The 18,322-nt window shown below is 30.4% G+C and carries 19 protein-coding genes and 4 pseudogenes; 1 reads left to right on the top strand and 22 read right to left on the bottom strand.

Going from position 1 to position 18,322, the window contains the following annotated elements; genetic code table 11:
• Positions 1 to 2 precede the first annotated feature (2 nt).
• The 5 genes from FEZ13_RS03290 to FEZ13_RS19315 all read right to left on the bottom strand — a co-directional run bounded on the left by FEZ13_RS03290 (position 3) and on the right by FEZ13_RS19315 (position 2,391).
• A complete protein-coding gene (locus FEZ13_RS03290; protein ID WP_186725748.1) occupies positions 3 to 1,232 on the bottom strand; it encodes a YcaO-like family protein in 1,230 nt (409 codons plus the stop codon).
• 216 nt (positions 1,233 to 1,448) lie between these two features.
• On the bottom strand, positions 1,449 to 1,724 hold the full coding sequence (locus FEZ13_RS03285) for a hypothetical protein (RefSeq protein ID WP_146551450.1): 276 nt from the start codon (positions 1,722 to 1,724) through the stop codon (positions 1,449 to 1,451).
• A gap of 50 nt (positions 1,725 to 1,774) precedes the next feature.
• On the bottom strand, positions 1,775 to 2,002 hold the full coding sequence (locus FEZ13_RS03280) for a hypothetical protein (RefSeq protein ID WP_146551449.1): 228 nt from the start codon (positions 2,000 to 2,002) through the stop codon (positions 1,775 to 1,777).
• A gap of 24 nt (positions 2,003 to 2,026) precedes the next feature.
• Entirely contained in the window at positions 2,027 to 2,179 is a 153-nt protein-coding gene (locus FEZ13_RS19320; protein WP_186725747.1) for a hypothetical protein, read from the bottom strand.
• A gap of 53 nt (positions 2,180 to 2,232) precedes the next feature.
• The gene (locus FEZ13_RS19315; protein WP_186725746.1) at positions 2,233 to 2,391 is read right to left on the bottom strand and encodes a hypothetical protein; all 159 of its coding nucleotides are present in this window, start codon (positions 2,389 to 2,391) and stop codon (positions 2,233 to 2,235) included.
• 152 nt (positions 2,392 to 2,543) lie between these two features.
• Between FEZ13_RS19315 and FEZ13_RS03275 the strand changes: the two genes are divergently transcribed.
• Positions 2,544 to 3,380: an alpha/beta fold hydrolase gene (locus FEZ13_RS03275; protein ID WP_146551448.1), complete on the top strand. Its 837-nt coding sequence runs from the start codon at positions 2,544 to 2,546 to the stop codon at positions 3,378 to 3,380.
• 132 nt (positions 3,381 to 3,512) lie between these two features.
• Here FEZ13_RS03275 and FEZ13_RS19945 read toward each other — a convergent pair.
• From FEZ13_RS19945 to FEZ13_RS03185, 17 genes and pseudogenes are all read right to left on the bottom strand, one after another.
• Positions 3,513 to 4,246 (bottom strand): annotated as a pseudogene (locus FEZ13_RS19945) (IS3 family transposase); the annotation flags it as partial.
• 133 nt (positions 4,247 to 4,379) lie between these two features.
• A pseudogene (locus FEZ13_RS20385) lies at positions 4,380 to 4,553 on the bottom strand (ATP-binding protein); the annotation flags it as partial.
• A 201-nt stretch (positions 4,554 to 4,754) separates the two neighbouring features.
• The gene (locus FEZ13_RS20380) at positions 4,755 to 5,024 is read right to left on the bottom strand and encodes a transposase (protein WP_146552732.1); all 270 of its coding nucleotides are present in this window, start codon (positions 5,022 to 5,024) and stop codon (positions 4,755 to 4,757) included.
• Between the two features lie 184 nt (positions 5,025 to 5,208).
• The gene (locus tag FEZ13_RS19310) at positions 5,209 to 5,370 is read right to left on the bottom strand and encodes a hypothetical protein (RefSeq protein ID WP_186725745.1); all 162 of its coding nucleotides are present in this window, start codon (positions 5,368 to 5,370) and stop codon (positions 5,209 to 5,211) included.
• A gap of 62 nt (positions 5,371 to 5,432) precedes the next feature.
• A complete protein-coding gene (locus tag FEZ13_RS03245) occupies positions 5,433 to 6,317 on the bottom strand; it encodes a helix-turn-helix domain-containing protein (RefSeq protein ID WP_146551446.1) in 885 nt (294 codons plus the stop codon).
• A gap of 207 nt (positions 6,318 to 6,524) precedes the next feature.
• A pseudogene (locus FEZ13_RS03240) lies at positions 6,525 to 6,629 on the bottom strand (DUF255 domain-containing protein); the annotation flags it as partial.
• Between the two features lie 371 nt (positions 6,630 to 7,000).
• The gene (locus FEZ13_RS03235; protein WP_146551444.1) at positions 7,001 to 7,342 is read right to left on the bottom strand and encodes a DUF3147 family protein; all 342 of its coding nucleotides are present in this window, start codon (positions 7,340 to 7,342) and stop codon (positions 7,001 to 7,003) included.
• On the bottom strand, positions 7,343 to 7,741 hold the full coding sequence (locus FEZ13_RS03230; RefSeq protein ID WP_146551443.1) for a MarR family winged helix-turn-helix transcriptional regulator: 399 nt from the start codon (positions 7,739 to 7,741) through the stop codon (positions 7,343 to 7,345).
• Between the two features lie 944 nt (positions 7,742 to 8,685).
• Positions 8,686 to 9,156 (bottom strand): hypothetical protein, encoded by a 471-nt coding sequence (locus tag FEZ13_RS03225; protein WP_146551442.1) that lies wholly within the window; start codon positions 9,154 to 9,156, stop codon positions 8,686 to 8,688.
• A complete protein-coding gene (locus FEZ13_RS03220; protein WP_146551441.1) occupies positions 9,153 to 9,764 on the bottom strand; it encodes an ABC transporter ATP-binding protein in 612 nt (203 codons plus the stop codon). Before FEZ13_RS03220 ends, FEZ13_RS03225 begins: the two co-directional genes overlap by 4 nt.
• Positions 9,761 to 11,725 carry a DUF1430 domain-containing protein gene (locus FEZ13_RS03215; protein WP_146551440.1) on the bottom strand — a complete coding sequence of 655 codons (1,965 nt, stop codon included), beginning with the start codon at positions 11,723 to 11,725 and terminating at the stop codon, positions 9,761 to 9,763. The genes FEZ13_RS03220 and FEZ13_RS03215 overlap by 4 nt, the downstream gene beginning before the upstream one ends.
• Before the next feature lie 44 nt (positions 11,726 to 11,769).
• Positions 11,770 to 12,117, bottom strand: a complete 348-nt coding sequence (locus tag FEZ13_RS03210; RefSeq protein WP_146551439.1) for a mediterrocin family bacteriocin — start codon at positions 12,115 to 12,117, stop codon at positions 11,770 to 11,772.
• 489 nt (positions 12,118 to 12,606) lie between these two features.
• A pseudogene (locus FEZ13_RS03205) lies at positions 12,607 to 13,406 on the bottom strand (IS4 family transposase); the annotation flags it as partial.
• 41 nt (positions 13,407 to 13,447) lie between these two features.
• Positions 13,448 to 13,792, bottom strand: a complete 345-nt coding sequence (locus FEZ13_RS03200) for a hypothetical protein (protein ID WP_146551438.1) — start codon at positions 13,790 to 13,792, stop codon at positions 13,448 to 13,450.
• A gap of 967 nt (positions 13,793 to 14,759) precedes the next feature.
• The gene (locus FEZ13_RS03195) at positions 14,760 to 16,064 is read right to left on the bottom strand and encodes an NtaA/DmoA family FMN-dependent monooxygenase (RefSeq protein WP_146551437.1); all 1,305 of its coding nucleotides are present in this window, start codon (positions 16,062 to 16,064) and stop codon (positions 14,760 to 14,762) included.
• Positions 16,061 to 17,263 carry an MFS transporter gene (locus FEZ13_RS03190; protein ID WP_146551436.1) on the bottom strand — a complete coding sequence of 401 codons (1,203 nt, stop codon included), beginning with the start codon at positions 17,261 to 17,263 and terminating at the stop codon, positions 16,061 to 16,063. Before FEZ13_RS03190 ends, FEZ13_RS03195 begins: the two co-directional genes overlap by 4 nt.
• On the bottom strand, positions 17,260 to 18,321 hold the full coding sequence (locus tag FEZ13_RS03185; protein WP_146551435.1) for a PqqD family peptide modification chaperone: 1,062 nt from the start codon (positions 18,319 to 18,321) through the stop codon (positions 17,260 to 17,262). Before FEZ13_RS03185 ends, FEZ13_RS03190 begins: the two co-directional genes overlap by 4 nt.
• Between the last annotated feature and the right edge of the window lies 1 nt (position 18,322).

Genomic DNA, 18,322 nt, shown 5'->3' with positions numbered 1-18,322 from the left:
CCTTATGGAAATGGGTGTGGTTCTAGATTTATGTTTTTTTTAAGTTTTGTTGCTTTTTCAATGATTCTTGGACAGTTCAACAAAGGATCGTTAATCGATAAAAAACCTAAATTTGGTATAGAGACTCTAACAACAGACAAGTTCATTTCTTTTACATCTATAGTAGTTATATCTTTATAATAAATTTCGTATCCTTCATTAAAGAAATTATTTATAGTTTCTTCAAAATTTAGGCTATAATTCCTAAAAGTTTTTTTGGGTAGGGTTTCTGGCAATAGTTTTTCTAAAATTTCATCATTATTACCTACTAAATAATATAATGGGTGTTGATCCAACGTTGAAGAAGAATCTAACATATTAGGTACCTCTTCTTTATAATAGTGAATTATTTCAAAGTATATGGAGAATCCTCCAATACCTTCTTCTATAGATTTTTTGAGAGCTTCAAAACTATCTAGAGAACTAGCACATCCTAAATAAAAACCATTTTGATTTTTAACTTGGACAACAGTTAAAAATGTAGGTACCATTAAATCAGTTGTAATATCATAAGCTCTTAATTTTAAGTTGCAATAATTTGAAATATCTAACATCTCTTTTATTTCAAAATCATCAATTGAAGTTAGCTCAATTTCGAAATTTACTAACCCTAATAACCAAAAATGCATAAAGGAGTCTCTTTCTATACATTCATTAAATCCGCTAATAATAGCTTGATCTTTTGATTGTCCACATGCTAACCCTGTAGAAATAATATCTCTTAATGGCAAATTGAATGGAGGATTGCATAAATATATCAATTCGAATGGGATTAATATATTTTCATCATTTAATATACTTTTTGCATTAGACCAGGTAATAGGTTCATCTTTATTGAAATCTTTATATTCTAAGTACTTTTTATATTGTTCTGATGTATATCTAGTAATCATTGACGGATTTAAAGTTTTAATTTTTAATTTTTCTAAATTCGAATAATTTTCAAAGATAATTTTGTCGGCATTATAATAATTTGCGCAATATCTTTCTATACTTTCCCCAATTGCTGAATTCTGAGCAACATTTCTATTTATAGAAAAGCCTGAACCACTTATAACGAGATTTTTTTCATCGGCATTTATCAACGCTAAAAATCTATTAATTTGTGGTGATCCTGGCATAGGTTTTATTTCTTTAAACGTATGTGCGAAACTTGCTCTCATAGTATCCCTTAAGTAAAATAAATTATTCATAATACTCATCTCCACAAGATTTACAATTAGGTAACTTAAAAACTGGATATTTAGTAATTTCTAAATTTAAAATATCAAAAACAATTTCTGTATTAAAACATAAAGTAGGACTTGTTGATTTTGAAAGTTTCAATAATTCCTTCTCTATAAAAGGGGCTAAATATTTTTTAACATTCCCAGCACTCATTTTCCAAATATCATCATTAGTGTTTCTAGTTAGTCTAGTATTAAAGCATTCATAACAAGGGCCACCATCTTGGAAAAAATCGGTCCCATAAAGAGTTTAGAATCATCAAAAGAGTATTTTAACCAAGGAATTTGAAGGCTTTTCAACTGATTATTTATGTTTTGAAAAAATAGTTTGTTTTCATCATAGTCTACAGCAATTACTATATCCGCTGATTTTCTTTCTAAATTTTTGAGATTTTCAAAACTCATTGAATCATTAAGAATAGGGTTATCAAATAATTTTTCTAATTCATTTTGACTCAAACTCTCTGAAACTATACAAATCTTAATAAAAGATTTTTCTTTTATACTAACTATCTTATTTTCCTCCAAGCTATTAAATATATGTAAAATTTCTTTTTTTCAATATTATCAATAAACTGCAATATCCCATCAATTGAAATAGTTCCAGTTAAATAAGGAAATAATTGTAATAACGTATTGACTCCGTCTCCCTCAATTTCAAATCCAGTATCATTAGCTTTCTTAAAAATAAGCTTATTATTATTTTTTTGAATTACTCCATTTGATTGTATATACAAAATAATCACCTCAAATATTTATGATTATTTTTCTTTTGAAAGTACATTTTGGTTCAGTAATTTTTTTGTACGGCCTTCGCTTCCACCACCGCAACAGCAACCAGCTTGTAATAATTGTTGAGAAGAAGTTTTAGCCTTGATTGATTTCATGTCCACATTTTTAATGTTTAATTTCATTGTTTTAACATCTCCTTTAAAATATATTTGATTTAGAATTAAGTTAAGCATTATTAGGCTTTAGATGGAGGAATTAATGGGTTTGGGTTCGGTAGACTTTTTGGTCGTGCTTCACTTACACCACCGCAACAGCAACCAGCTTGTAATAATTGTTGAGAAGAAGTTTTAACCTTGATTGATTTCATGTCCACATTTTTAATATTTAATTTCATTGTTTAACACCCCCCTTTAATTAATATATAAATTTTATAAAAAATAAATATAATAATTTATATAATAAAAATATTTATAATTATAAATTTATTTTATTAGTATATATATAAATGCTATAATATATTTATATTAATAAATTGGAGGTATTATTATGTGGACTCAACATTTAATTAGCACTTCTCGTGGTACGTTTGAATTTTTTAAGCTGGGAACAGGATCTCCTTTATGTATTACACACCAATATATAGAGTTCAATGAAAAGGAGTATACTTTTGCACAACCTTTTGCTGAAAATTACAGTGTGTATCTTATAAATTTAAAAGGTTGTGGTAACTCTGACAAAGCTGTAGAAGAAAAAGAATATAGTATGGAGAATAGTGTTAAAGATTTAGAGGCAATTAAAGAAGCTTTGGGGTTTGCTAAATGGGGGTTTGCTGGTCACTCTACAGGTGGAATGCTAGCAATGCTTTACGCTCTTAACTTTCCGAATTCTTTGAATAAGTTGATTATTGGAGGAAGCTGCGCATCTTCAAAATATATAAATCATCCTGACAGTATATATTGTAAAGATAATTCTAATAACGCACGCCTATTAGAAATAATAGATTTACTTAATGACAGTTCTATAACTTTAGAAGAAAGACGAAAGTTAAATAAAGAATGGAATTTAATGTCTTTCTATAAAAAAAATGAATTTGATCAATTAATGAAAAATGTATATCTAGGTAAATCAATGATTAAAAGATTGAATTATTTTACATCAACGGATATTAGAAATTTTGATCTTCGTAAAGAACTGTATAAAATCTCCATTCCAACTTACATATATATTGGTAAATATGATAATCAATGTCCTTTATTTTTTTCAGAAGAAATTGCTAAATCAATTCCAAAATCAACATTTTCTATCTTTGAACAAAGTAGCCATAATCCATTTATTGAAGAAAAAGAAAAATTTAACGTTTTTGTTATATCAACAGTAAATTGAAAATACTATCTTATGAAAAATAAAAACCACTTTCAGATTGAGGTGCCCCCTAAAAGTTAGACACAGTTATTTCATTAGGCAAATGGATAAAATGAGTTCGGTATTGCACCGGACTCATTTTTAGGTGCGCCCGGCATGGATGATTACTTGGTGGTGAAAGTCCACTACAGGCTTGGCAGTAGGAACTGTTAGCGAATAGCTTGGTCTAGAGCCAATTGTATATGTAATAATTTCTCCGAATAAAGTTTTTCGCCGAATAATTTAAATTCAGTAATATCTGTTACCCATTTTTCATTTGGAGAAGTTGCTGTAAAATTACAGTCTAAAGTATTTGGCGCAATTTTGTCAATCGAACCTTTATAAGATTTATATTTTTTCATACGTACTAAGCATTTTAAACCTAGCTCTTTCATAATGCGTTGCACTTTTTTGTGATTCACTTTCTGACTGCGATTCGCTAACTTATCACGAATACGACGATAACCGTAACGGCATTTGTGTTCCTCGTAAATCGCTTGAATCTACGCTTTTAAATCAGCGTCTGGATCGGATTGATTCATTTTCTTGACTAAATCGTAATACGTACTACGTGGAATCTCAGCGAACTTCACGAGAGCTTTCACTGAATATTGATGCCCCAATCCAAAGATTACTTGCGCTTTATCTTGTTTGGTGATTTTCTTTGTTTTGAACTAAGGCATTCAACTTTTTTAAATATTCATTTTCCATTTCTAATTGTTTCATACGCGCTTCAAGTGCTTGCGTAGAGCTTTCTACTGGTACTTGTTTTGATCGTTTGCTTGATTCTTCATGGATGGACGCCCCTTTTTCTCTAGCTCAAGGGCATGTAATCTACCTAAATTGTATTTTGCAAGAAAAAATGCAGAGAGTTGCCACCCAATATTTTCAGGTTCTCTTAGATAGAGCGTTGGCTAAACGAAAGCTACTCTTCCTGTATAAGAAATAATGTGAGCATGATGGATAAGTCGATCCACTAGAGCTGCCGTTGGCTAATGCAACCCCCAATTCTTCTACTAAATGAGCTACACGATAAAACCTCACTTCATAACCCTTTTCGCAAGCACGTCTTCCTAATGCTGAAGCTAAATGAGGTTTGCCTGTACCTGGAGATCCTACTAAAATCAAATTCTCTTTTCTTTTAATGAAGTCTAAACATACAGCAATGGTTTGCTAGAAGGACAGATCAATCGATTAAAGACCATCAAACGGATGACCTATGGACGAGCTGGGCTAGAGCTATTAGAAAAACGCATTCTTTATAGAATGTAAAATAATATTTGTGGAATCTATGACTAACTAATTTATCTTTTCATCAAAATTCCGTAAGAACCACTTTTATTTTGCAATAAACATCTAAATCCATTCTCTTCTTCCAAGAAAGCAGTACAGTAGGTGTTGATAAATTAAAAATCGCTGCCGTTTCTCTATTAGATTACCTTGATTGTTCATATAATTAAGTACGTCTAGTTTAAACGCTGTTGTATAGCCTTCTTTAAAAGCTTTTTCGCCATGATACTCAAATTTTTTAATCCAATTATGAAATTTTTGAGGCTCCACTCCAAGTTGTAAAGCTAAACTTCGATATCCCTCTGTTCCATTTAAATAACGTTGAACAGCTTTGATTTTTTCTTCAACAGTTAATTAAGTAATAGAAAAACTGCACCTCTAATTGTTAGATCGTGTCTAATAATTGGGGTGCAGTTCCGATAAAGAAAGTGGTTTTTATTTTTGATTTATATGCGTAATTCATAAATATTGATTTTTCGGCGATTTAAAATTTGCTGAAAATTCATTTTTCAAGATTTTATTAATGTTCACTGGGTAAATCCGGCAATGAGGACGCATTTAAATTAAATTCTGAAGTAGTTGTTGTCACTTGTTGATCTGTATTGTTCAGTTGAGTAGCTAAATTGAAAAATGTAAAGTATAGCATACTTGATAATAAAATTTTCGTTAAAGTTTTCTTCATCTTGCACCTCCTTCAATATCAATTGAAACATAAAAAAACCATTTTTGAAAATTATTATGAAATTAATCGAGCCCAATTTCATATTTCAATAGTCTTATAATGTCTAAAAATTCATCTTTCCCTTGAATTTCAAAAATTACTTCAGCCTTATTAAAAAATTCTTTTGACTCATCTAGTTTTTTTAATATAGATGAATTTCTACCTAATTGGAAATACAACTCCCCTAATAAGTATAATGATTCTTGAGCAACACATAATCTTATTGCTTTTTTACAGTTTAAAATAGCTTCTTCTATCTTTTCCAAAGCACTTAAAGTTCGTGAAAAACCATACAAAATTCTTATTTCTAATAAAGCATCTGGACTATTTAGTTTTTCATATGCAAAAATACATTCTTTATATTTTTTTAAAGAAAGGTCATATTCTTTTATTTCGAAATACATAATAGCTATACTATTCATAATGCTTATATCTTGAATTGTATAGATTTCTTTATTTTTAATATTTTTAACAATATTTTCTAATTTTTGAATAGACTTGTTACCTGTATTGAATAAGTAATATTCACTAATTGCTTCATGCCATAATAAAAATTGTTCATCTTCAAAACTACTAAAATTATTTCTGTCTTTTTCGTTTTTTATTATATAATAAATAGATTCATAATCCTTTTTTCTTACTAATTTTCTTATTAATTCTTTTGTTTTAGCATTATTATTAATATATTTTGTGTATTTTGATTGCTCTTGTTCACCATAAAAAAAATAGTTAATATCCAGATTTAACTTTTTAGCTAATTGAAATAACACTGTACTTGAAGGAACACTTTCACCTTTTTCAAAATTACTAATCATGGCTTGTGTACAAATATCTTTCGCTAGCTGTGCTTGCGTATAGCCTCTTTTAACTCTAATTTCTTTCAAATTTTTTGAAATATTCTCTATCATATTATTCCCTTCAAAATTAATATATTAATATTGTTTTAGATTTCATGAAAAAATAAATTTTAATTTTTTATATTAATTTTATTATACTATATCCTAGTTAATTCTAGATGAAGAAGAGTTCGAAAACTAAACAAGAACACTTTTTACTATACTCCTTGCTTTGAACGAGAGAAGAATCTAATGGTGGACATCCTATTTCAAATATTAGGCTGCTTCACCCAATGGGTACCGATTTACTGGGTTATATGTGTGCTGCAATAGGTAAGGCGAAGTCTCAGCAATGAGTCTATTGGGTTTATTTGTATTAGGCATTGGATCACCCTCTTTCATTTTTATTTACTTCCCATTTATTTTAACCATATTGAATTTTATTTAATATAGTTTATTGCTCAATAAGTTACATAAAAAAGTTTCAAATGAAATTATTTATCTGAAAATTAGAACTTTTTAAAGGTGCTTAGAATATCGAAAATCTGCTGTTATCATAATCAATCAGCTCATTCCATTTCAAATTTATCGGCTCAAGAGTCGATTAGTTTATCTAGAATACAAGGTGAATCATTTTCCTTAACTCTAAAGAGATTCTTCCTTTATATTAAATTGCCTTATCTAAAAAAGTACGATTTCTTTTCAAGAATTGCGCCTATTGCTGTATAAGGACCGGTTCCAATATAGTACTTTTTTTATGAAACAAATGCTACCGTTATTAATTTTTGACCTATCAAAAATACCCCCCAAGCAACTATTCCTAGTGAAATCGCTAAAACTAAATGAACAGATTGCTTTAATGCTATATAAATTACAAGTAACATTAACACAGTTGCTGGAAATCCTGCTAAAACACCAAGTGTAAATTTGTTGATGTTTTGAGTAGATTCTCCTTGAATGGTTAACCAAATAATACTAAGGATACTGATTAAAGGCAAAGAAGCTACAATGCCTCCATATACAGGATATCGCCTAGCTAATTCTGTTACGATGCCAATAATGGCAGCGGAAATGATAATTTTTATTAGAAAATACATTTATTTTGATACCTCACTTAAAAGTCGAAATGCTTCAACTACCTTTTCTCTTTCATTAATCGATAATTTGCTAAGTGCATCTTGCAGTTTATTTTCATCTAATTCTGTATTTTTTCTTAATATTGCTAAACCTATATCTGTTAAATGTAAATACACCTTACGTTGGTCTTCACGCGATCTCTCTTTATACAACCAACCATTCCTCACTAATTTTTTCACATGTTCAGAAGCTGTATTATGTGAAATTGATAATTGCTCGGCAATGTCACGGATCATGACATATCGCTTTTTCTCAACCATTTGTAAAATGCGAACACTTTGATGTGAAATAACTTCTTCTTGCGTAGGATGTAAATTGAAATAAATATCAGTAAAGTATCTATTTATTTGTTGAATCATTAAAAGGACTCCTTTTTAATCTATCAAAACGATTATATCGTAATTAACGATATAATTACAATAAAAAAACTCTTTTCGCAATCAATATACTAAACAGCATATGACTATTTAAATATGTCTTATTGAGAAATAACCAGAAGTACCTATCTTTAAAAATTTCAATCCTCACTTTTTTCTCCTCCTATACTTGTGGACTCTCGTTTTTTTCTCGTTCCTACTTTAGTTCTCTTTCCCATTTCTGATTATGTTTTTTAACTCTTCTTCACTAAATAAAGACTTAGCAATACTCTTTCCAACTAATTCAAGTGTATCCTAAATATCACCAGAAAGTTCTTGTCTATCTAGAAGTGACGTTAGAAAGACCGTTTCTTTCTTAAATTAACCTGCCCCGTTTGTTTAAGTACTTTTTCCCACGATATTCTTTATATTTTAGCATTAATATCCAATCTAATTGTAGATTATTATTCAAGAAAACTCCTTGCGATTGATAGATTTATCATACCAAGAGGTGCTAGGGGTTTTGTATGCGTTATTTGAATACGGGCCTACAGTATATCTCCTTATTTATATATCTTTCGGAGGACTATAATAAAGTGGCATGGAAAACATAAATATAAATTCAACGACTTTTATCCTGCTTTAATGGGCAGTAAGACCCCTATCTCAAGATTTAGATAGAAACGAAAAAGATAGATGGAGGAGCGAATTATAAATTCAGAGATAATAGAAAATGGATGATCTAGGAAATTCAAATTTTTTAATCAAAGAAATTCGGCAAACGAATAAGATAAAATTAAAAGGACTGAGCCCAATACAATACTGAGTTCAGTCTACGTTGATGCATTTATATATATTCACTGCTATACTTATAGTATTGATTCTCAACCCCAAAAAGTTGATAAGGAAAAATTTATATTGTTTCAGTATTTAGTTTAAACACTTCTTTAATCGTTCAGTTGAAAGGTTTTACGAGCATCCGTTAACACTTTTTCTAAATCTGCACGATGATCTTTCAGCAATTCCTTAGAACGTTGATTATTTGAATCCTTTCCTCTTACATCAAGTGTTGGTGTAATCTCAATTTGATAGGATTCACCCTCTTCCTGCAAAATAACCCCATATTCTTCATCTTTAAATAGTTTTGGCCAAATAATGAATGTGTAAGCTATCTGTTTTTTAGGATATTTTTGTGTATAATATAAATTTCCTGTCAAATGGAGATAGGCAGGAGTTTCATAGCCATAAACAACATTTTTCTTATTATCATCGACATGATGAACATCGAATTTCTCATTTAATGGAACAACACGCTCATATGGTGCATATTGAACTTTTATAGCAACAAACCATATAATGTTTATTAACACAAATACAGCAATTATTATAAAGATAGCAAATAATAATTTTCTTTTCATCCCAAATTCACCACTCTACTTCCAAACTGTTTTATTTCCTCATCATGTGTAACTAACACAATTGTTTTTCCAGCTATATTCAATTTTTTTAAAATATCGATAACTTGTAACGCGTTTTTACGATCTAATGATCCTGTAGGTTCATCAGCAAAAACGATATCACACTGCTTCATCATAAGGCGAGCAAGTGCGACACGTTGCTGCTCCCCTCCAGATAATGAGTATACTTTTTGCTCTAATTTTTCAGACAATCCTACCTCCGCTAATGCTTTTTCCATACTAATAGACGAACGACTTTTTTTTTTGACAAGCATCAGATTTTGACGAACTGTTTTATGATCAACCAGAGCAAAGTTTTGAAAAAGAAATCCTATTTTTTTCTGAAAATAAGGCAATTGATTTTTCTTTTTTGAGATATCGATACCATCCACTAAAATCTGCCCCGAGTCAAATGGCTCAATAGCACCAATCATGTTTAGCAAAGTAGTTTTGCCACATCCGCTTTCCCCAGAAAAAACGACAAACTCACCATTTTTTATAGTTAAGTTAAAATTGTCAAATACAATCTTATCTCCAAATTTTTTACGAAGATTTTTTATTTGAATCATAAATTACCTCCTTTGAGAATTTTCGGGACATTCTCCTTATCTGCTTTTTTTAGCAAGAAAATAATGACTATTAACTCTAACACAAAGATAATTACGCTTCCCCATAATAAATAAGGCCATTCTTTCATCTCTAAAACAAAAGCACTCACAATAGAGAATATTATACCGAGTAATGTTACAGAAAGAGTAATCAGGATAAGTTTGCTATTTCGTTTTAAAAGACTATAACCAAGTGTTTTCTTAATAGCAATCTCTAATGAATTCACCTGATATTCAAGCCGTATAATTGACGTAATGATCAACATTTCGAGTACCAATACCAGTAACGTAAATATAGTATTAATATAAAGAAGGCGTTTCGAAATTTTCCATTGGGCCAAATAATTATCCCATACATTGGTCTTTACTACGAGCTGATTTTCTAGCTTGTTATCTTTGATAAACTTCTTGAAATCCTCATCATCAACTTCGTACATAATACGGTTGTAAGGGAAAGCAATCAAATCTTCTGCTAGGTTGAAATCTTCATCTTGAATAGACAGATTATTAAATGTAATGATTGGATTGCGGACATAGCTACTCGAAGAATCATATGTATTAATCGCTGTTACTGCTATGTCTTCATCATAAAAAATAATTTCAGATGAATAATCATGCTCTTTTCCTGAAAAGAAACTGCTGTTTATCTCATCTTTATATGGACTATTTTTCAACCTCTGTGGAATGAAATAGTATTCATCCTTTGTCAATGTCATAGACTTAAGTGAAGGTAATAATTTTTTTAAGTAGTTCTCCATTGTCTTATTCATATGTATTTCATTGATCTTCGAGCTACTTTTTGTGATTTGTGATGCATGTGACTGCTTAAAGAACTTTCGATAAAAGGTGTGATTATAAAACGTACTACGCTCTTGTTCTATATGGAACTGATTATTTATGGAGCCATCTTTTTCTCTATCCATCAATTCATAATTAATATTAACGTATGAGAAATTTTTTCTTTCCTTAAAAAAATCTTTTTGTTGATAGAAAATGTATGACTGATAAATAATATAAATGTTACTAGATATCACTATAGTTGTTATAATGATAGAGAAAATTTTTAGAATATAATTAAAACCCAATACTACATTTGAACTTCGGCTATTGGAAAAGGTTTCTTTCAAATTGTACTTAAATAGACTTAGATATAATATACTATTTACAAATAATATTAAAATGAAAGCTTTGATAGATACTTGAATTTTATAGTTAGGATTGGAAACGAGTTGCAGAATAAGATAACTAATAATAAAAAATAAACTAAATACCAATAAATCACTAACTATATTTTTAAAAATGAGAATACTCATTCTTTCTCCCATCGTTACGCGGACAAGATTTTCTTTTCGCTGACTAACGATGTCATAGAGCGTAAATAATATAATAACAATGGCTACCAAAATCCAAGTTGCAACGACAGGCAAACTACTAATATCACCAGTACCCTCACGAGGATGATTACCAGCATACTTATCAATTAGATTAATCTTAAAAGCTTTAGCCTGCTTTTTGGACCCTATTATATAATAGGTTGTCGATAAAGGCGTATCTTTAGAATTTTTGAATGATTGAAAATTAAATGAAACATTTCCAAGTAGTAAACTGCCATATACCCCTTCCTTGATATCAAACTTTTTTTGAATATAATCAATAGCTTTATCAGTACCATAGATTTGATACTCTATTGAATTAAAGTCAGTAGGGGTGCTCTTTACCGTAAAAAACTCAATATTATGCTCCTCAGCAGATTTTAATACATCTTCTTTCATCGTTTGGTTATCTACTTGATGAGGCTTATACATAGTAGTATATCGAAAAGTATCTGCAAACGAACTCAAGTAAAATACCTTACTCTCCCCAATAATCAATAGACAAATACAAATAGCACACCAAACAATAAGGTATTTAATTGATTTCACTTAATACCACCCCTAATGACTTTCTAACTACACATATTTACCCATTAAAATTGAATAGTATACTTTATGCTAGTCCCCTTATGTCTTACTTCAACCTTAGCCCAATTCGCTGCAGAAGCGCTGTCAGAGTATTTACCATTTGCATTATTAACAATCGCATAAGAAGTTTTAGACGTATGAGTTGTCCAAGTATAATCCTCGTCAATGTATGCAGTATTAAATCCATATTTAATCAACCAGTTTGTACCTGAATCTTTTGCTGACCAAGAAGAAGAAAAACCTTTCGAGTTACTATAACTATGACTTGCTGCATCCACTGATTTGGTGAATCCGAAACTTGCTCCTGTAATTAAAGATAAAGCTAAAGCACTACTAATAATCTTTTTTATCACAATAAAGACTTCTTTATATGGTATTTTTTAATCTCCTAGGATCAAATATATAATAATATAACTATATGGATTCGTAAACATTATTTTGTAATTTTCCAAAATAAAGTAGAAATTTAGAAATAATTCAGGATAATGTCCCTTAAAATGAATTAGCTTTAAAGGATATTTAGACTAAAAAGTTTGGACCAAATAATAGGTTTTCCTATCCATGACGTAGATTCAGAAATAAAAATAAGCTTTAAAGGTAATAATATGATGAAATAATATTTTCTATCAATTACAAATAGAACAAATGCCTTTACATCTGCCCTAAATCAATTTTCCTTAATTTTTTATGTCACTTTTCACTAGTGCTATATAAATTTTAAATGAATTTTCTGTTTTCTCGTTTTCCCGTTCTAGAAGAAAAACGAAGATATTTAAACAGAAGTAGTAAGCATCCATTTTTTTACTATAACCTTTGACGAGAGCGACAGAAATAATGAATCCTTATGGAACGGCACTACCTTTGATTTTTCGAATCCAAGTGTGCGCTGGTTTCCAAGGGCCTGCCTTTAACTACCGACTAATTTGTAAGTAGGTTCGTGAACTGTTCGTGTTGAGCTGAGCCAGTACGTTTAAACAGTAAACAATCATTGCGACGTACACTTGATGATGCACGGCTTGCTCGCTTTGTCCGTAAAATTTCTTGATGTTCAAGTGTTGTTTCATCCATTTAAAAAATAATTCGATAGCCCAACGTGATTTGTACAATTCAGCCATTTCGTCTGCCCTTAAGTCAAACCGATTGATGATCAAATGTAACTTGTTGTCTTTTGAATCCAGTACTTTGATGAGACGAAAGGCATTCTCCGCACGATTTTGTGTAGTTCCAATTAGAATCATTTCATCGGGCAATACCATCGAATCCTCAGAGAGCTCAAGTGGTTCTAGCACTCGTGTGACGGCGTTTTTTCGAAAGCGTGAGACAAAGAAATAATCATCGTCTGTCATGTGGTCGAATTGTTCGTAGTCGAAGTAACCACGGTCAGACACGTACATGCATTCTTTATCGTCTACCAGCATTTCTAATTGGCCACGACATGTTCTTTTGCATTCGTGAGGACTGCTTTATCTGGATAGGAACAGCCTTTTTCTAAGAAAACGAGCTGTAAATGAAGCCTGATGCCTGATTTTGTTTTCCGAAATTCATCCCATTTATGATAGTTCAAGTTCAGCCGTAGTGTCGGTGGTTTCTTGCGCTGTTCCAAGTTGTTTTTTTGACGAATTTGTGCAACTAAGTCTACAAAATGATTGCAATTTATTCCACAAAAGTAGCGGCAGAAACCCCTTATTTTTCTTTTAATACCCAAAAACCGATTAATATAATTAGGATACCGATTCCTGTACGCCAACTGGGAATTTCTTTTAGAAATATGTATCCGATTGCTACACTAACTAAAATCTCCATTCCTTTAGATACAATAAGCGTAAAGGTTAGGCTATCTACAATTTTTGTTAAAAACTTTACTCCGTATCCAACCATCATACTTGCAGATAGAAAAAAAGGGATAACCTTAATATAGTACCATAAAGTGGGCAAAAAATTTGGGTCAATGTGTGTATTATGGTAAGCGTAAATAGCATTAATCATTAATAATCCGCTTACCATTAATAAAAGGGAAAGAATAATCATAAATGTTTGTTCTCCAATTAGATTTGTTTCTACAATCTTTCCCCAATGCAAAAAAATTTATGCAGTGCAAAATAAGTACACATTTTGCACGAGCTATATTGAAGAAACAGGTGTTTTAACTTTCGCACAAATAAATTATGTAGTTCTGGTAATGTTCCTCATGTTTAGATCTGGAATGTTTCACAAAGTTTTGGCAGCCACTCATGATATTTTTCTTTTATTTTTTGGAAAGAATCCTTTTTCTCCTTCTATTCTTACTGTGCATTACCTACTTATTTATCTAGGAATATTACTTCTTCTGAAGACAAAACCTGATTTTTTGTATTAATAAAATTATCATGATTAAATTGGCATGCTAAAAACAATGGAATTGATTTTCCATTGCTTATTTTCGGTTCGGTATGTTATTTCATTGAACTTGTGATTTCAAACATTGTAACTAATATTCACGGTGAATACATGGCTCTCCATAATTCTCTATATATACCTTAACATACTCTTCTAAAAGTATTATTTTATGGTAAACATACTATCTACAATGTCAAGCCTTGTAAATCTCTTCCTAGTACCACTCCGAAGGAAATGCACATACATTTTCGAGGACTCGTTCAAGCCGCAACGAAGATTTCTATAGATTAAAGCCTACAATGAATAATTTTTCTCATTTATACTCATATATTTATCCTGGTTTTTTCCTAATCAACACGCCTGTTATACTTTCTTACTTTTACTAACCTGTTAAAGAGTATAATTTGGTTCTCTTTGATTTGAAAGATACAACTCGGTCGCGCACTGGTGAAAAATGGGTTTTCTCCCATTCAGGAATAGGATCGAGCGTCACATGGTCAGTGGCGAGGTGGTGGACATAGAAGGCACCTCTTTTCAATTGATAGATTCATCATACCAAGAGGTGCTAGGGGTTTTGTATGCGTTGTTTGAATACGGGCTTACAAATATATCTCCTTATTTATATATCTTTCGGAGGATTATAATAAAAGTTGTTAAATTTATATTCATGTTTTCCATAAAAAAGCTTCTCTCTATAAGTCCCAGGTGAATAATCCTTTTGATATAATTCTCTATTTTGTAGCTCTGGAACTATATAGTTAATAAAATCTTCAAAAGTATGTGGAGAGTGAAACTGAACTAGATTGAATCCATCAATATCAGTTTCTTCGATTATACTTTGAATTTGATTAACAACTTCTACAGGTTTCCCAGTTATTACTCTAAACCATTTACCATCAATCTTTCTTAGATTATCTAGAATATCAGTCACTTTGGAACCATTCAATATATCCTCTTTTTCGTATTTTGATAGATCTAAATTTTGTCCCCCACAATAATGTGCCAAATTTCCTTCCACACTCCAAAAAGCTTTATATAGCTCTATCTTTTCTCTTATTGCATCATCTGTTAATCCTGTGATAATACATAAACCCATAAAGAATTTAATTTCATTTTGTGATCTTCCTAAAGAAAATGCTTTGTTTTTAATATCTTTAATAAACCATTTTATAGTATCTATATCCTTTCCACCTAAGAAGATACATTCCGCATTTTTCGCTGCAAAATATCTCCCCCTTTCAGACATCCCAGCTTGATAAATTACAGGTGTTCTTTGAGGAGATGGTTCACATATATGTGGGCCTGGTACATTGAAATATTTTCCTTTATGGTTGATTTTATGAACCTTCGAAGGTGAAGCATAACAATCATTATTTTCTAAAGACACTGCATCGTTATCCCAGCTTAATTCCCAAAGCTTATAGCAAACTTCCAAAAATTCTTCGGCTAAATCATACTTTTCGTCATGATCTAAATATTGTTTTACTTCAAAATTTTTATCAGCGCTTTCTAAATGTGAAGTTACAATATTCCATGCAATCCTTCCATTTGTTAGATGATCAAGTGTACTCATTCTTCTTGCAAAACCATATGGATGTTCATAACTAGTAGAAAAAGTAACAGCAAAACTTAAGTTACTCGTTACATGTGCCATAGCTGATATTGGAATAAATGGATCATTTGCTGGAATTTGAACTGCTTCTTTTATTGAAGTATCAAGTCCACCTTTATACACATCATATAATCCCACTACATCAGCTAAAAAAAGTGCATCAAATCTTCCTTTTTCCAATGTTTTCGCTAAATCAGTCCAATATTCTAAGTTTTTATAATGAGCTCTTTTATTACCTGGTATCTTCCACAATCCATGGTTTATATGACCAACACAATTCATTTCAAATGCATTCCAATATATTCTCTTCATACCATTTTCCTTTGAGTTTTTTTATAATTTGAAATCCATAATCTTACCATAAAAAAATTGGAGAATATTAAGCATAGCCCAGCCATAATCATGATTTTTTGAATTCCTAGAATATCGCTTAAATAGCTGCCTACTAGAGTCCCTATTGGAATCATTCCCCATGTAAACATCATTAATGTTCCATTTACTTCAGCTCGCTTCTCTGAAGGAATAGTTAACGATTGGACTGTTAAGCGTGCTATACTTCCTATACTTCTAGAAAAGAGGCTTAAAAAAATCCCTATAAAAATAAACAATAAATAAAACTTGGTTTTTGGTATAGATATTAGTAATAAACCAAAACTCGGAATTATTGGTCCGAAAATCATAATACTAATAGAACCAAATTTTTTTATCAGGTGGGATGAAATAACTGATCCAATTAATGCACCGATTCCCGATATAGAAAGAATAATTCCAATAATATATTCACTTAATTTAAAATTCTTTGATAAATATATAATTATTAAGGAACTGTATATGGAAAAAGAAAAATTAATAGTAGCAGTAGTAAACATTATGGATTTCAAAATTGGATTTTTTATTATATATTCAAACGTATATTTAAGAGTGCTTTTCCGTACAGTTTTACTCTTTTTACTCGATTCATAACCTTTTATTAATACTATAAGGGGGATATTTATGAGTAGAACAATACAAAGAAAAATTATAGTATTGTTATAACCATATAAAGAAATAAGCCCCCCGCCAATAGTAGGAGCAATTAAATTAGAAATTGATTTACCAGTTTGTAAGACTCCAGCACCATTTGATAATTCTTCAGATAAGTATATGTCTGGAATCCACGCTGTAATAGCAGTTTCGATAAATACAACTGACAACCCTATTATTAAAATGAGTGTATAATATATCAAGATAGATAAATTACCATTATGAATAAAGATATAGAATAAATATAATAGGATGACTTCAATTCCATATATATAAATAATTAAATTTTTTTTATTATAGGAATCAACTATTTTACCTGCTAAATAACTAAATATTAAATATCCCACAGAAAACAAAAATAATGATATTCCAATTGAAAAATTATCTAATTTTAGTAATTTTAATCCTATTAAAGGTAGCATTATTGCGAATATTTCAAATACTATGATTCGAAATGATTCAGTAAATAATAATATTATATTTTTCATAGAGTAATCTCAGAAAAGTCGTTTTTAACTATATTATTTGGATGAATTCGTATAAAGAAATCTGTAACATCTTGTTTAAGTGTATTAAAATCGACATTATATTCTTCTAATAATATGTCAATAATATCCTGTTCTGATTTTCCTTCATAAGCCAATTCAAACATTTCTCTAGAAACATCGTCTAAAATATGATAAACACTTGTAGAGATATTATGAATCATACCAATTTCTGGCCAATAACGATAGTGGCGAGAAATCCACGTTGTTGAATTTTCGATAGAATCACGTAATAATTCATATGGAGTATTAGCTTCCTGTAAATAAGATGATACAGAGAATCTTTTTAATAGTACATCTAAATATCTCTTAATTTCAGAATCCTTTATCTTAATATTCCATCCTTTAAATTGTTGGGCAATCGGTGCGAACATAGCATCGGCTAAAGAAAATTCCCCAAATAGATAATCCCCCTCCCAATTATTAAAAGACTTTCTTTTTAAAGTTTTTTCCAATAGTGTTATAGTTTCATCAATTTGGTTTTTTGTTTCCTCATCTATTTCATGACCAATAGGATTTCTAAATGAATGAGAATAAGATATGCCACTCATGAGAGGCAAAAGATCTGCATGAATATGTCCACTAAACACACGAATGTCATTTCTCTTTCTAGGATCGCTTCCTAATAGGCTAGGATAGTTTTGAAAGTTTTCTTCAAGATATTCTGAGATTGCCAAGACATCGCAAATCACTGCATCAGTATTAGTATCAATCAATATAGGTACCCTAGGTAAATGTTCAACTATACTTCCCCGAATTAAATCAGTTGGGTCCATTTTGATTAATTGAGTAAGCTGACAACCACATCCACAGGCAGGCTCTTTAGGTAAATCATAATCGCCTTTTTTATTTATTGGAGTGATTCCAGTCTCCAAGAATTTAATTGGCCAATCTAATCCAGCTAATAATTCCGTATACGGTACTTCTTTTTCTTTTAAAATAATTGATGCCCTCATTGACCATGATGAAAACTGTTTATCTCCAATAATTAAATATAACATC

It is taken from the genome of Rummeliibacillus sp. SL167 (assembly GCF_007896505.1).
Lineage (GTDB): Bacteria > Bacillota > Bacilli > Bacillales_A > Planococcaceae > Rummeliibacillus > Rummeliibacillus suwonensis.
Note: the sequence above shows the minus strand (reverse complement) of the source record. Positions and strands in the feature narration are given on the sequence as shown.

What these genes read in the sequence shown, in the direction of transcription:
- FEZ13_RS03290 (WP_186725748.1), bottom strand. Translation starts at nt 1,232, where the DNA reads ATGAATAATTTATTTTACTTAAGGGATACTATGAGAGCAAGTTTCGCA.
- FEZ13_RS19320 (WP_186725747.1), bottom strand. Translation starts at nt 2,179, where the DNA reads ATGAAATTAAACATTAAAAATGTGGACATGAAATCAATCAAGGCTAAA.
- FEZ13_RS19315 (WP_186725746.1), bottom strand. Translation starts at nt 2,391, where the DNA reads ATGAAATTAAATATTAAAAATGTGGACATGAAATCAATCAAGGTTAAA.
- FEZ13_RS03275 (WP_146551448.1), top strand. Translation starts at nt 2,544, where the DNA reads ATGTGGACTCAACATTTAATTAGCACTTCTCGTGGTACGTTTGAATTT.
- FEZ13_RS19310 (WP_186725745.1), bottom strand. Translation starts at nt 5,370, where the DNA reads ATGAAGAAAACTTTAACGAAAATTTTATTATCAAGTATGCTATACTTT.
- FEZ13_RS03245 (WP_146551446.1), bottom strand. Translation starts at nt 6,317, where the DNA reads ATGATAGAGAATATTTCAAAAAATTTGAAAGAAATTAGAGTTAAAAGA.
- FEZ13_RS03235 (WP_146551444.1), bottom strand. Translation starts at nt 7,342, where the DNA reads ATGTATTTTCTAATAAAAATTATCATTTCCGCTGCCATTATTGGCATC.
- FEZ13_RS03230 (WP_146551443.1), bottom strand. Translation starts at nt 7,741, where the DNA reads ATGATTCAACAAATAAATAGATACTTTACTGATATTTATTTCAATTTA.
- FEZ13_RS03225 (WP_146551442.1), bottom strand. Translation starts at nt 9,156, where the DNA reads ATGAAAAGAAAATTATTATTTGCTATCTTTATAATAATTGCTGTATTT.
- FEZ13_RS03220 (WP_146551441.1), bottom strand. Translation starts at nt 9,764, where the DNA reads ATGATTCAAATAAAAAATCTTCGTAAAAAATTTGGAGATAAGATTGTA.
- FEZ13_RS03200 (WP_146551438.1), bottom strand. Translation starts at nt 13,792, where the DNA reads ATGATTATTCTTTCCCTTTTATTAATGGTAAGCGGATTATTAATGATT.
- FEZ13_RS03195 (WP_146551437.1), bottom strand. Translation starts at nt 16,064, where the DNA reads ATGAAGAGAATATATTGGAATGCATTTGAAATGAATTGTGTTGGTCAT.
- FEZ13_RS03190 (WP_146551436.1), bottom strand. Translation starts at nt 17,263, where the DNA reads ATGAAAAATATAATATTATTATTTACTGAATCATTTCGAATCATAGTA.
- FEZ13_RS03185 (WP_146551435.1), bottom strand. Translation starts at nt 18,321, where the DNA reads ATGTTATATTTAATTATTGGAGATAAACAGTTTTCATCATGGTCAATG.